Source organism: Mesorhizobium sp. IMUNJ 23232, assembly GCF_044326205.1.
Classification (GTDB): Bacteria; Pseudomonadota; Alphaproteobacteria; order Rhizobiales; family Rhizobiaceae; genus Kumtagia.
In genome coordinates, this window is sequence record NZ_JBIRCY010000066.1 from 1 (window position 1) to 14,024 (window position 14,024).

The 14,024-nt window shown below is 64.1% G+C and carries 9 protein-coding genes and 1 pseudogene; 7 read left to right on the top strand and 3 right to left on the bottom strand.

The genetic code is table 11. The features are described from left to right. The 3 genes and pseudogenes from ACH196_RS31425 to ACH196_RS31435 form a co-directional block, all read right to left on the bottom strand. Positions 1-403, bottom strand: a pseudogene (locus tag ACH196_RS31425) (hypothetical protein); the annotation flags it as partial. Between the two features lie 714 nt (positions 404-1,117). After that, positions 1,118-3,199, bottom strand: a complete 2,082-nt coding sequence (locus tag ACH196_RS31430; RefSeq protein WP_396650785.1) for a mechanosensitive ion channel family protein — start codon at positions 3,197-3,199, stop codon at positions 1,118-1,120. Between the two features lie 146 nt (positions 3,200-3,345). Next, complete coding sequence (locus tag ACH196_RS31435; RefSeq protein WP_396650786.1) at positions 3,346-6,753, bottom strand: response regulator; 3,408 nt, start codon at positions 6,751-6,753, stop codon at positions 3,346-3,348. Between the two features lie 233 nt (positions 6,754-6,986). On the opposite strand from ACH196_RS31435, the gene ACH196_RS31440 reads away from it, so the two are divergent. The 7 genes from ACH196_RS31440 (at position 6,987) to ACH196_RS31470 (ending at position 13,856) form a co-directional block, all read left to right on the top strand. Continuing rightward, on the top strand, positions 6,987-7,226 hold the full coding sequence (locus ACH196_RS31440; protein WP_396650787.1) for a hypothetical protein: 240 nt from the start codon (positions 6,987-6,989) through the stop codon (positions 7,224-7,226). Between the two features lie 138 nt (positions 7,227-7,364). After that, complete coding sequence (locus ACH196_RS31445; RefSeq protein WP_396650788.1) at positions 7,365-8,420, top strand: dipeptidase; 1,056 nt, start codon at positions 7,365-7,367, stop codon at positions 8,418-8,420. 37 nt (positions 8,421-8,457) lie between these two features. After that, positions 8,458-10,101 (top strand): ABC transporter substrate-binding protein, encoded by a 1,644-nt coding sequence (locus tag ACH196_RS31450; RefSeq protein ID WP_396650789.1) that lies wholly within the window; start codon positions 8,458-8,460, stop codon positions 10,099-10,101. Positions 10,102-10,179: 78 nt separating this feature from the next. After that, positions 10,180-11,187, top strand: a complete 1,008-nt coding sequence (locus tag ACH196_RS31455; RefSeq protein WP_396650790.1) for an ABC transporter permease — start codon at positions 10,180-10,182, stop codon at positions 11,185-11,187. A gap of 151 nt (positions 11,188-11,338) precedes the next feature. After that, positions 11,339-12,262, top strand: a complete 924-nt coding sequence (gene nikC / locus ACH196_RS31460; RefSeq protein ID WP_396650791.1) for a nickel transporter permease — start codon at positions 11,339-11,341, stop codon at positions 12,260-12,262. After that, positions 12,259-13,089 carry an ABC transporter ATP-binding protein gene (locus ACH196_RS31465; RefSeq protein ID WP_396650792.1) on the top strand — a complete coding sequence of 277 codons (831 nt, stop codon included), beginning with the start codon at positions 12,259-12,261 and terminating at the stop codon, positions 13,087-13,089. Before nikC ends, ACH196_RS31465 begins: the two co-directional genes overlap by 4 nt. Further along, positions 13,086-13,856 (top strand): ABC transporter ATP-binding protein, encoded by a 771-nt coding sequence (locus tag ACH196_RS31470; protein WP_396650793.1) that lies wholly within the window; start codon positions 13,086-13,088, stop codon positions 13,854-13,856. The genes ACH196_RS31465 and ACH196_RS31470 overlap by 4 nt, the downstream gene beginning before the upstream one ends. The last annotated feature ends 168 nt before the right edge of the window (positions 13,857-14,024 follow it).

The following is a 14,024-nucleotide window of genomic DNA, read 5'->3' on the forward strand; positions in this document are numbered from 1 at the left end:
GGGCAAAATCCTCCTGCGACAGGGCGACGGCAAGGCCGAGGCGGCGCATGGCGGCCACCGTGTCGGAAATTTTTGGCTTGAGCTTTCGCGGACGAAACGGCGGGAGCACCACCACGATGCCTTGCGCCGTCGCGATGATCAGGCGCCGGGCGGCGGATTCGGCCGGGCGCAAGAGCAGGAGAATGGCGCGGTAGAGGTGGCGGGGCAGGCAGAGCGCCGGAGACGGTTTGTTTCTCCCGGTCTTTCCGGCTCGTCCCGGCCTTGGGGCGACGGCGGCTTCCCCGAGCACCAGGGACAATGGCCTGCCAAAACCCATCTCGGCCATGCCGACGAGCATCAGCAGAATGTGCTTCAGCGCCTGCCGGTATCGCTCGATTGTCGTACTCGCGTCTCCAAACTCCACTGCCATCTCCTTTCCAGCACAGGCTGACGGATTATCGCACCGATCGGGAGGGCGGGGATGAAATCCTGAAAAACTCTTGCCGCGCGGCGGGTGGTGGTCGGTCAAGGCATTGAAAAGACTGGAGCGAGGTTCGAGAAACAAAAATATTTTCGGATGAAGAGGCTTTTTTCATCCCCATTTTTGCGGTGACCCGTTCGTTCTCCAGGATGTTCGCGTCGCACTCCGTCCAACACCCCTTATGCAGATACAAGGGGTGTTGGACGGAGTGCGGCTTGGACGTTTTGGGCGCACAGGCCGGTATCGGGTATGGAGAGTGCAGGGAGCATCCTCCCAAAAACAATCCTTGACGATGACGGAAAGGCGAGGCCGCCGTTGCCGCCTGCGCAACACATTGAAAAGGCTCGGTTTTTCGAGAGGCGCCAGCCGCCTCCCGACCTTCACAAACGGCCGTTCGAAAACAATGTCATGCTTGTAAAACCAAGCGGAAACAGAGAGTTGCTCGGAACCCGCGTGGATTTCCGCGCAACAAGCATGACCAAAAGCCGGCTCTTCGCAGGCACCTTGCCTTGTCATTTCAGCCGCGAGGCGCCGGGAAACGGCTACCTTTTTTCGACCTGTGCGGCTTCCGGACTGCCGCGGCCTTGCCGCCGAAAGACACTAAATTTTCCCCGGCGCTTCTCCGTTTTCCGGTCGGGCCGCCGTCGGATCAGGAGTTCACTCAGCCGTCGCTGCCGCAACCTCGGCGAGCTTCTGCTTGCGCAGCGTCTCGCGTGCGGCGGCGGCCGCGGCATCGTCGGCGCCGCCGGAGACCTGCACCATCGGCGTCGCCAGCTTGATGTTGTTCTCGTCGAAGGCCTTCTTGATCATCACCAGGGCCTTGCGCTTGATGCCGAACTGCTCGCCGGGCTTGGTCATCAGCTTCATGCGCAGCACGATGCCGGAATCGCCAAAACTGTCGACGCCCTGCATCTTCAGCGGCTGCAGCGTGCTGGCCGCGAATTCCGGGTCCTCCGCGAGTTGCTGCCCGATCTTCTTGACCAGCTTGCGGGCAAGCTCGACGTCGGAATCGTAGGTGACAGTCAGCGTCATCTTCTCGATCACCCAGTCGCGGCTCATGTTCTGGACCGCGCCGAGCTGGCCGAACGGCACGGTGAAGATCGGTCCGCGCTGGTGGCGCAGCCTGACCGAGCGCAGGCTGAAACCCTCGACCGTGCCCTTGTAGCTGCCGCTCTGGATATACTCGCCGACGCGGAACGCATCGTCGAGCATGAAGAACACGCCGCTGAGCACATCCTTGACCAGGGTCTGCGAGCCGAAACCGATGGCGACGCCGAAAATGCCGGCGCCGGCGATCAGCGGCCCGATCGCCACGCCCATGCCAGACAGGATGGTCAGCACGGCCACGACCGCGATGAAGACGGCAAGCGCATTGCGGAAGATCGGCAACAGGGTGCGCAGCCTTCCGCGGCGCGCCACTTCCTCCGAAGTGCCGCCGGTATGCTCGGCGCGTTCCATGTGGTGGTTGATCAGGGCCTTGGAGAGTTGCCACAAAAGGTCGGCGAACAGGAGGATGATGATGCCGTTGAGCAGGCCAACCACGACGCGCTCGAGCGTGGGGTTTCCGCCCATCGCCTCCGCCCTCAGTTGCCAGATGTAGGCAAGCCAGGCGACCGCCAGGGCGATCAGCACCGCGCGGGCGCCGCGCACGATGAGGACGTTCCTTATCGTGGCGAACAGCGTCGTGCCTTCGCTGCGGCCCGCCAGCCGCTCGGCGATGCGGCCGACGCCGGAAACCGCGCTCGGCAGCACCAGGGCGTAGATGCCGACCCAGAGGATACCGACAAAGCCGGCGACCCAGACCAGCCACAGGATCACCAGGAAGAAGGTCCGCAGCCATGTCTTGACGGGCGACGGCGCGCTTTGGCGGGCCGGGCTGTGCCAGACGGTCTCGATGGCGACGGCGAGCAGGCCGAGCCCGAACAGATAGGCGATCGCCAGTGCCGCATCCGGCGAAAAACCGAGGCGCGGCATCAGGCTGGCGATTGCCCATCCGAGCATGAATATGCCGGCCAGGAGCTGCACCCGCAGATACCAGAAACGCGCGCCGGCGTCGTCGATGTCGACCAGGCGATGCCGGCTCTCAGACGCCGTGGCGTCAGGCTCGAGCAGGAGCCGCGCCATGGTGCGGATGAAGCGGAAGACGATGAAGGCGAGCAGCAGCGTGACAACGACCTTGCGCAGCAGCGGCGGCCACTGGAATGCCAGGAAAAGACCGGCGCTGGCCAGCGTGAACACCACGAGGGGGATCAAGTCCGACACCAGCCGCAGCGGCTGCTCGGATGCGGACGTCTCGGCGCCCCTCACCCTTCGAAGCAATCGCCGGAACAGCCATTCCGCGCCATATCCGACACCGATAAGCACCACCAGGATGGCCAGCACGACGCCCGGCCGGCCGCTGTTCACGTCCCTGGAAATGACATCGGACGCATTTGCGAATTCCTGCGGAAGGCGGAAGAATGCGTCCACCACCCGGCCGATATGGCCGCGAATGCGCGCCTCGACGTCGGTGACGTCGTTCTCCACCGATGCAGCATCCTGCGCCGCCGCCGAGGGCGCGGCCGGCCGTGCCTCCAGCCAGGTCTTCACCTCCGGGTCGTTGAGAAGATGGAGCAGTTGCTGCACCTTTTCAGGCGGCGGCGTGGGGGCCGCGGCTGCGGGCTGGGATTGGGCAAACGAAGCGCCATGGCTAAAGCCAAAAACGGCGAGCGCCGCCAGCATTGCAAAGACAAGGCGCATGCACGGTCCGGATATCATCGGGTCCCCCAAAACCTCGCGAGCCGCTGGCGAATCGGGCCGGAACGGCATCGCCAGCAAGATCGTACGAACGGCTGTTAGCAGATCATAACCGAAACGTATTGCAAACAAATGCAATAGTGGGCTGCTCAGCCAATCGAGGGCGACGCCCTGCCGACCGGCATTTGGGCCGGGCTCATCCAGCGGTCCAGCTTTTCCTGCAGCGCCCTGGGGCTGATTGGCTTCGAGAGATAATCGTCCATACCCGCTTCGAGGCAGCGCTCGCGGTCGCCCTTGAGCGCATGCGCGGTGACCCCGATGATCGGCGTATGGGTTCCCCAGGCGGCTTCCCGCGCCCGGATGACGCCCGTGGCTTCGAGGCCGTTCATCTCGGGCATCGATACGTCCATCAGGACCAGCATCGGCCGCATCTCCTGGAACGCCTCCACGGCCAGCAGCCCGTTGCCGACGATCTCGAAGGTGAAACCCGTATCGGCGAGAATCTGGGTGAACACCAACTGGTTCACGTCGTTGTCCTCGGCCACCAATATGTCGACCCGGCTTGGAGACGCGGGTTCGACGGCCTGCGGCCGTTGCGGCCCGGCCTGCGGCTTTGAAGCGAGGGCCTTCGCCGCGGCTGGTCGCTCCTCGACCCTCGCGGGCGACGGCGCGTATCCGTGCCGGTGGCGGCGCTTCTGGATGGTCGCGGTCAGGGTCTCGAGCAATCCCGAGGATCGTACCGGTTTCGTCAGGTTCGCGTCGATCGCCAGCTCGCGCACGGTTCCCATGCTGAGCGACAGGTCGACCGATGTCAGCATGATGATCGGCGTATCGGAAAACAGCGGCGAATTGCGGATGACGCGGGTCACGTCCAGACCCGTCATGCCCGGCATCTGGTAGTCGAGCACGACGCAGTCGACCGCCAGATCGAGCCTGGTGGCCGCCTCCAGCACCTGAAGACCTTCGACGCCGTTGGCCGCCGCGCAGGCATCGAAGCGCCAGCTCGCCATCTGCTCCAGGAGGATTGCGCGGTTGACCGGATTGTCGTCGACGATCAGGACGCGCGCGCCGCCGACGTCGAAGGGCACGATTTTCTGCCGGGCGGGAGCCTCGGCATAGGGCAGCGAAAAGGTGCAGGAAAACGTCGAGCCAAGGCCTTCGATACTTTCCACGCCGACCGTACCGCCCATCATGGCGACAAGCCGCGATGTTATCGCCAGCCCCAGCCCGGTGCCCTCGTGGCGGCGCGTCGACGACGCATCCACCTGGCTGAACTTCTCGAAGACCGCGCCGAGTTTGTCTTTCGGGATGCCTATTCCGGTGTCGGTCACGGAAATGCGCAGGTTGGTGCCGTCGGCGCCGTCGCTATTCGTCGCCTCGACCAGCACGTGCCCGGCCTCGGTGAACTTGATGGCGTTGCCGATCAGGTTGGTGACGATCTGCCTTATGCGTCCGACATCGCCGACATAATTGTCGCTCAGGTCCGGGGCGATGCGGATGATGAGCTCGAGGTCCTTTTCCTTGGCCCGCGTCGACAGAAGCGTGGCGACGTCCTCGATCGCTTCCGAAAGCGTGAAGGGTGCTGCGTCGAGCACCAGCTCACCGGCATCGATCTTCGAGAAATCGAGGATGTCGTTGATGATCGTCAGCAGGGCGTTGCCGGACTTCACGATGATGTCGGTAAAAGTCTTCTGCTTGGGGTCGAGGTCGGAGCGCGCCAGCAGCTCGGCCATCCCCAGCACGCCGTTCATCGGCGTGCGGATCTCGTGGCTCATATTGGCCAGGAATTCGGACTTGGCGCGATCAGCGATCTCGGCGCGGCGGCGCGCTTGCTGCAGCTCGACCTCGTGCCGCTTCTGCGCCGTGACGTCGACCGACGAACCGATCAGATAGAGCGATCCGTCGGACGCGGCAAAGGCGCTCTTGCGGGCAAGCTGGTGGCGGATCGAGCCATCCTTCTCGACGACCGTCTCGTCGATGACCTGCGTCTGCCCGGTGCGCAGCACTTCGAGATCGCCTTCGGCGAAGGCCTCCCCATCCGCGCCGAACAACTGGATGTCGGTCTTGCCGATGGCCTCGTCTTTCGAAAAGCCCGTGAGATCCGCCCAGCCCTTGTTGACATAGACCAGTTCGAGATCGGGTTTCTTGGCGTAGATGGCGGTCGGCAAATTGTCGATCAGGCTGCGGAAAACTTCATTCTCCCGAAGGCTTTGCTGAAGCAGCGCCTCGCGTCGCTTGATATCGGTGATGTCGGTGCTGCAGCCGAACACGTGCCGGCGGCCGTCTGTCGTCGTCAACCGGCCCTTGCGGGTCATCAGATGCATCACCGTTCCATTGCGGTGGGTGACGGTCTCTTCCGATTCGAGGCCGTTGCCGGTGACCGCCACATAGGTGTCGTCGGCGCTGAAACCACCGCCCTCGCCGTCGCCGAACAGTTCGAGGTCGGTCTTCCCGATCACTTCCACCTTGGCGTAGCCGGTCACGTCGCACCAAGCCTTGTTGACGTATTCCAGCGCGAGATCCTCGGATTTGATGTTGGTCGCCACCGGCATCTCGTCCAGCACATGGCTGAACAGTTCGATCTGCCGCATCGAATCGCGAAGCGACTTTTCACGCTCCTTCAATTCGGTGATGTCGACGCGGACGCCGACAAAGGTTCCGTCCCTGGTGCGCGTGTCATAGACCTGGAACCAGCGGCCGTCCGGATTGTGCCGTTCGGTTATCATTTGGGGCTGGTGGTAGCGCGCCGTGTAGCGCTCGACCCATGCGTCGCGGTCGGTGTCGTAGAGGGCGTCGATCTCCGGATCGCCGCTTTCGCGGAAATAGCCGACCGTATGGGCGAGTTCGAGCGCTTGGCGCAGGCTCTTGCCCGGCATCCAGCAGTCCTGCATGGCGGGCAGGGTTTCCTGCAGCTTGCGGTTCGCCAGCACGAATTTGTCGTCGCGATCGTAGATGATGACACCGGCCGGCAGCGACTCCAGGACATCTTCCAGACGCTTGCGGCCCTCTTCCGCCTCGGCTTCGCGCGCATTGGATCGTGAACCGTCGAGCACCGGACCTGCGGCAAGCTGGTCGTTCATGGCGGCCGCAGCCTGCGCATGGCTCGCCATCCGGGCAAGCGACAGGGCGATGCCGGTGACGTCGCGCGCGACGCCGCGATAACCGATAAAACGTCCCGCCGTGTCGAAGCGCGCAAAGCCCGACAGCGATATCCATCGGCGCTCGGGACTGGCGTCCTTCAATTCAAGCACGAAGTCCCGGAAAGGCTGGCGCGCCTGCAAGGTGGCATGGTGCGACGCGGTGGCTGGATTCCCGTTTGCATGGCGATCGAGGAAATCGGCATAGGGCCGGCCGAGCATATCCTTGGGCTCGCTGCCGGTCGCTTCCTGATAACTCTCCGAGAGCCATGAGAAACAAAGCGCATCGTCGGTTTCCCAAAGCCAGTCGCCACCGGCGTCGATCAGCGCTTCCGCCTCTTCGGCGGAAAGATCGAGCGACGCGCAATCGCCCGCTCCGCGCAGCCGCACGGCTGTATTCGGGTTCTTCCTCGGGGACACAGTTCCTCCCCTGCCAGATTGCGCCATCGTGCCCGCCCCCACGGACAAGGCGATGGCCTGATCCGCCGGACACAACGGGTAGTTAGGGTGCAAACGATTAAGGATTGGCTAACCATAAATGCGAAATGCAGCCGGGAACCGAGCCCGCCATTCCCTTTGCGGCACCGCTTCCCCCGATTGCGTCCGGGCGGCGGGAAGCCGATCATGTGGAACCGCACCAAGGAGGAACTGACATGGCGCGCACGAGACCGATCGACACCGCCCCGATGGATGGTCGCAAGGTCCGCATCGTCTGGACCGACGCCGACGGACAGGAGAACGAATCGATCGGCCAGTACCGTTCGCTGGAGCGGATGCGCGGCAGCGGCGGCGATTGGGACGAAGGCGACGCCGGCTGGTGGGTGTTCCTCGACGGCTCGACGCAGAAGAAGGTCTCGCCGCATTCCTGGATCAGCAGCGAAGACGACGAATAATCCCTGTCCGCGGTCGCCGCCAGGCAACTGCGGTGGACCAATCGCCGGGCGAGCCTTGTCGACAGGCTTGCATGGAAGCAGACTTGCGGATGCCGCGCGAATGGCTAGCTTGCACCGGCCCGCTCACGAGAGGTCCGCATGCAGAAAGTCTTCGACGGCCACAACGACGTTCTCTTTCGCCTGTGGCGGCGGGGACGCGAAGGTTTCGATCCGGTTTCCGAATTCATCGACGGATCGCCGACGGGCCATATCGACCTGCCGCGGTCCAAGGCCGGCGGGTTTGCCGGCGGGTTCTGCGCCATCTACATCCCCTCCGACGATTTGCGCTTCGCGCCGCCCGGCCCGGACGGCACCTACGACACGCCGCTGCCGAAACCTCTGGAGCGTGCGCCTTCGCTCGATATCGCAATGGAATACATGTCGATCGCCGCCAGGCTGGAGCGCGCCGGCGGCTGGCGGATCTGCTGCTCGACGCGCGAGATCGAAGACGCGATAAAAGCCGATGCCTTCGCCGCCGTGCTGCATATGGAGGGATGCGAAGCGATCGGCGCCGACCTCGCCGCACTCGACGTCTTCTACGCCGCCGGCCTGCGCTCGCTCGGACCCGTCTGGAGCCGTACCAACATCTTCGGCCACGGCGTTCCATTTTCCTTTCCGAAGAGCCCCGATACCGGCCCCGGACTGACCGACGCGGGGAAGGAACTCGTCAAGGCATGCAATCGGCTTGGCATTCTGGTCGACCTGTCGCACATCACCGAAAAGGGTTTTTGGGACGTCGCGGGGATCACCGACCAGCCGCTGGTCGCCACCCATTCCAATCCGCACTCGCTGGTGCCGGTCGCCCGCAACCTGACCGACAAGCAGCTTGCGGCAATCCGCGAGAGCAACGGGATTGTCGGCCTGAATTTTGCCGTCACCATGCTGCGCACCGACGGACGCGAGAGCGCCGACACGCCGATCTCCGACATGGTCCGTCACATCGACTACCTCGTCGACAAGCTCGGCATCGACGGCGTGGCGATCGGATCGGACTTCGACGGCGCGCTTGTGCCGGGCGAAATCAGCGACGCAGCAGGCATGCACAAGCTCGTTGCCGGACTGCGGAGCGCCGGATATGCTGACACCGAACTCGACAAGATATGTCGCGGCAACTGGCTCAGAATCCTTCGCTCCGCCTGGCACGAGCAAGGATGACGAGACCAACCCAGAAAATCGAACAGGGGAAAAAATTATGCTGATGGAAAAGATCAACCGGCGCCTTGCGCTGCTTCTGGCTGGCGCCGCGATGTCGGCGGTGATGGTCGTGGGCATTCCCGCCTATGCCGATACGCCGGCCGACACGCTGGTCCAGGCCTGGGCGATCGACGACATGATCTCGCTCGACCCCGCCGAGGCGTTCGAACTTTCCACCGGCGAAATCACCGGCAACACCTACGACATGCTGGTGCGCCTCGACGCCAACGACACCACCAAGATCGTCGGTGGCATCGCCGAAAGCTGGACCGTCTCAGACGACGGCCTGACCTACACCTTCAAGCTGAAGCCCGACCTGAAATTCGCGTCCGGCAATCCGATCACCGCGGAGGACGTCGCCTGGTCGTTCGAGCGCGCCGTCAAGCTGAACAAGAGCCCGGCCTTCATCATCCAGCAGTTCGGCCTCACCGGCGACAATGTCGCGGAAAAGGCCAAGGCCGCCGACCCGTCGACCTTCGTCTTCACCGTCGACAAGTCCTATGCGCCGAGCTTCGTGCTGAACTGCCTGACCGCCACCGTCGGCGCGGTCATCGACAGCAAGATCGTCAAGGAGCACGTCGCCGCCGTCACGCCGAGCGACGAGTACAAGTTCGACAATGATTTCGGCAATGGCTGGATGAAGACCAACTATGCCGGATCCGGCCCCTACAAGACCCGCGAATGGCGCGCCAACGAGGTGGTCGTGCTGGAGCGCAACGACAATTATTACGGCACCAAGGGCAATCTCGCCCGTGTCATCTACCGTCACGTCAAGGAAAGCGCGACGCAGAGGCTTCTGCTGGAGAAGGGCGACGTGGATGTCGCCCGCAACCTGCAGCCCGGCGACATCGACGCCGTAAGCAAGAACGGCGACCTGGTGATCACCGCGACGCCGAAGAGCACGGTCTATTTCTTCAGCTTCAACCAGAAGAACCCGAACCTCGCCAAGCCGGAAGTGCGCGAGGCGTTCAAATACCTGGTCGACTACGACGCGCTCGGCGACACGCTGCTGAGAAACATCGGCTCCATGCACCAGAACTTCCTGCCGAAGGGCATTCTCGGCGCGCTCGACGACAAGCCCTACAAGCTCGACATCGCCAAGGCCAAGGAACTGCTGGCCAAGGCCGGCCTGCCGGACGGCTTTTCGATGACCATGGATGTGCGCAGCACCCAGCCCGTCACAGGCGTCGCCGAATCGCTCCAGCAGAATGCCGCGCAGGTCGGCATCAAGATCGAGATCATCCCGGGCGACTTCAAGCAGGTGCTGACCAAGTTCCGCGCCCGCACCCACGAATCCTATATCGGCCAGTGGGGCGTCGATTATTGGGATCCGAACTCCAACGCGGAAACCTTCGGCATCAACCCGAACAACGCCGACGATTCGATGAACAAGACGCTCGCCTGGCGCAACGCCTGGGACGTGCCGGCCGACATCCAGGACGAGGCCAAGGCGGCGTTGCTGGAGCGTGATGCGACCAAGCGCGCGGAAATGTACGCCGACCTTCAGAGGAAGGTGCGCGAGACCGGCCCGTTCGTGTTCCTGTGGCAGGAAACCGAGGTCGCCGGCCTGCGCAAGAACATCCAGAACTTCAAGCTCGGACCGACCTTCGACACCAACTTCGTCGGGCCCGTGACCAAATAACGAACCGAAAAGCCCGGTTTATTGGCGAGCGTCGCCACAACGATCGAAACGCGGCGGAGGCGTAGAGGCGCCTCCGCTGTGCTTTCCGCCATCGTACGGTTTGTCGTCGTCGGCGCCGTCACCTTTTTCGGCCTGCTTACGGTCACCTTCTTCATCGGCCGCGTCGTGCCGATCGATCCGGTTCTGGCCATCGTCGGCGATCGGGCATCCGCAAGCGCGGTCGCCGCCGCGCGCCAGCAATATGGGCTGGACCTGCCGCTCTGGCAGCAGTTCGCGATCTATCTGAAGAAGGCGCTGACTGGCGATTTCGGCACCTCGGTCCTGTCCAGCAATCCGGTCATGCAGGACATTCTCCGCGTGTTTCCGGCAACGCTGGAACTTGCGACGGCGGGCACACTCATCGGCCTGCTTTTCGGTATCCCGCTCGGCGTGCTGGCCGCGGTGAAACGCGACAGCCTGATCGACCAGATCGTGCGGGTGATCGGCCTCGTCGGCTACTCCATCCCGATCTTCTGGCTCGGCCTGATGGGCCTGCTGATCTTCTACGCAAAGCTCGATTGGGTAGCTGGCCCCGGCCGCATCGACATCGCCTACGAATACACTTTTACGCCGATCACCGGCCTGTTCCTGTTCGACGCGGCGATCCAGGGCGAATGGGGTGCCTTCGCCGACATCTTCAGCCACATCATCCTGCCCGCCTCGCTGCTCGGCTATTTCTCCATGGCCTATATCAGCCGCATGACGCGCTCCTTCATGCTGAACGAACTGGCGCAGGAATACATCACCGCCGCCCGCGCCAAGGGGCTGAGCGAAACGCGCATCATCTGGGGCCACGCGCTGCGCAACGCCGCCGTGCCGCTGGTCACCGTCATCGCACTTTCTTATGCGACGCTGCTCGAAGGCTCGGTGCTGACCGAGACGATCTTCGCCTGGCCGGGCATCGGCATGTATCTTACCAACTCGCTGCAGAATGCCGACATGAACGCCGTGCTCGGCGGCACCATCGTCATCGGCGCCGTGTTCATCGGCCTCAACCTGTTCGCCGACCTGCTCTACCGCCTCCTCGATCCAAGGACACGCGCATGAGCGGCTTGTTGGATCGCACCCCCACCCCTGACCCCTCCCCACAAGGGGGAGGGGGATTCGGAAGCGCCCGCGCCAAGTCCCCCTCCCCCTTGTGGGGAGGGGTCAGGGGTGGGGGTATCTTCGTCAACCGCGAGACGGGGACTGCCGGAATATGAGCGCTGCCGAAACCGCAAGCACGAGCCGCCGTGACTGGCTGCTGAGCGAGCGTCCGCAATCGCGGCTGCAGGCGCGTCTCGGCCGCGCCTACATGACTTGGCGGCGTTTTTCCGCCAATCGTCTCGCGCTGATCGGCCTGGCGATCATTGTCATGCTGTTGTTGCTGGCCGCTTTCGCCGATGTAATTGCGCCCTATCCGCCCACCGTCGGGGACCTGCGCCAGGGCCTGCTGCCGCCGAGCGCAGAGCACTGGTTCGGCACCGACGACCAGGGCCGCGACATCTTCTCCCGCGTGGTCTACGGCTCGCGCCTGACGCTTTACGTCATCGTGCTGGTGGCGATCATCGCCGCGCCCGTCGGGCTGATCGTCGGCACGGTCGCCGGTTATGCCGGCGGCTGGACGGACATGGTTCTGACCCGCATCACCGACATTTTTCTCGCCTTTCCGAAACTCATCCTGGCCCTAGCCTTCGTCGCCGCACTCGGCCCAGGCATCGAGAACGCCGTGATTGCCATCGCCATCACCTCCTGGCCGCCCTACGCCCGCATCGCGCGGGCCGAGACGCTGACGGTGCGCAACTCCGACTACATCTCCGCCGTCCGCCTGATGGGCGCTTCTCCATGGCGGATCGTGCTGCGTCACATCATGCCGCTCTGCATCTCCTCGCTGATCGTCAGAGTGACGCTGGACATGGCCGGTATCATCATCACGGCGGCCGGCCTCGGTTTCCTCGGGCTCGGCGCACAACCGCCGCTGCCGGAATGGGGCGCGATGATCGCGTCCGGCCGCCGCTTCATCCTCGACCAGTGGTGGGTGGCCGCCATGCCGGGTGCGGCCATCCTCATCGTCAGCCTCGGTTTCAACCTGCTCGGCGACGGCCTGCGCGACGCGCTCGATCCTCGGGGCGGCCGCCAATGACGCTGCTCGCCGTCGAAGACCTCTCCGTCCGCTTTCCCACCCGGACAGGCGTGATCGATGCCGTGCGCGGCATCTCCTTCTCCGTCGGTCGCGAGCGGCTGGCGATCGTCGGCGAATCCGGATCAGGCAAATCCCAGACCGGCCGCGCCATCCTCGGCCTGACCCCGCCCCATGCCGAGGTGACGGCGAAAAAACTCGACTTCGACGGCATTGACCTGCTCTCCGCCTCGCCCCGCCTGCGCCGCGACCTGCGGGGAAAACGCATCGCCATGATCCTGCAGGACCCGAAATATTCGCTCAACCCGGTCATGCAGATCGGCCGCCAGATCGTCGAGGCGCTGCGCGCCCACGAAAACATCGGCAAGCGCGCCGCCCGCGAGCGGACGCTCGACATGCTGGCCGCCGTGCAGATCCGCGACCCCTCGCGCGTCTTCGACCTCTACCCGCACGAGGTTTCCGGCGGCATGGGCCAGCGCGCCATGATCGCCATGATGCTGATCGCCGGCCCGGAACTGCTGATCGCCGACGAACCGACCTCGGCCCTCGACGTCACGGTGCAACTCGACATCCTCGCCATTCTCGACCGTCTGGTCGCCGATCGCGGCATGGGCCTGATCTTCATCTCCCACGATCTTCGGCTGGTCTCCTCCTTCTGTGACCGCGTCATCGTCATGTATGCCGGCCGCATCGTCGAGGAGATTGCCGCAGCCGATCTCTCCCGGGCAAAACACCCCTACACGCAGGGCCTGCTCAATTGCATGCCAAGCATCGACCACGACCGGCACCCGCTGCCGACTCTCGACCGCCGCCCGGAGTGGCTGCTTTGACCGCCGCGCTCGACATTTCGAACCTCGTCGTCACCTATGACGGTTTTCGAGCACTGGACGGCGTGAGCCTGACGGTTCGGCCGGGCGAATCCTTCGGCCTCGTCGGCGAGTCAGGCTCCGGCAAATCCACTGTGCTGCGCGCCATCGCCGGATTGGCGCCGATCGAGAGCGGAACCATTGCCGTCGAAGGCAATGTGCTCGGCAAGCGTCGCGGCAAAGACTTCTATCGCCGCGTCCAGATGGTGTTCCAGGACCCGTACGGTTCGCTGCACCCCCGCCAGACGGTCGACCGGCTGCTGGCCGAGCCCCTGGCGATCCACGGCTTTGCCGATGCCGAACGCCGCATCCTGCGGGCGCTTGACGAAGTCGGGCTGGGTTCCGGCTTTCGCTTCCGCTATTCGCACCAGCTTTCCGGCGGCCAGCGCCAGCGCGTCGCCATCGCTCGCGCCCTCATCCTCGAACCGTCGATCCTGCTGCTCGACGAGCCGACGTCGGCGCTCGACGCCTCTGTCCAGGCCGAGGTTCTCAACCTGCTCGAACAGATTCGCCGCGACCGCAAGCTGACCTACCTGATGGTCAGCCACGACCTCGCGGTGATCGCCCATATGTGCGACCGCCTGCTCGTGATGCGCACCGGGAAGGTCGTGGAGCCTTTGACATCAGCCGATCTGGCCGCCCACCGCGCCGCGGAGCCCTATACGCAGCGGCTGCTGGTCGCCAGCGAAGGGTTCGTACGGGACGCGAAGGCGGCTTCCGCCGAAGCCTGAAATTTTTTCGTTTTGCGGTGCAACCAAGTTCTGCGCCGCGCATTGTTGGCGTGGGTGAGATTTTTTCGGCCCCCCTCCCGAACCGCTCCCCAATTGGAAAGCCGCCTTCCCCCAGGCGGCTTTCCTTATTTCGAGGCGAGGTACCGTCAGTTTTCACACCCGCCGAAG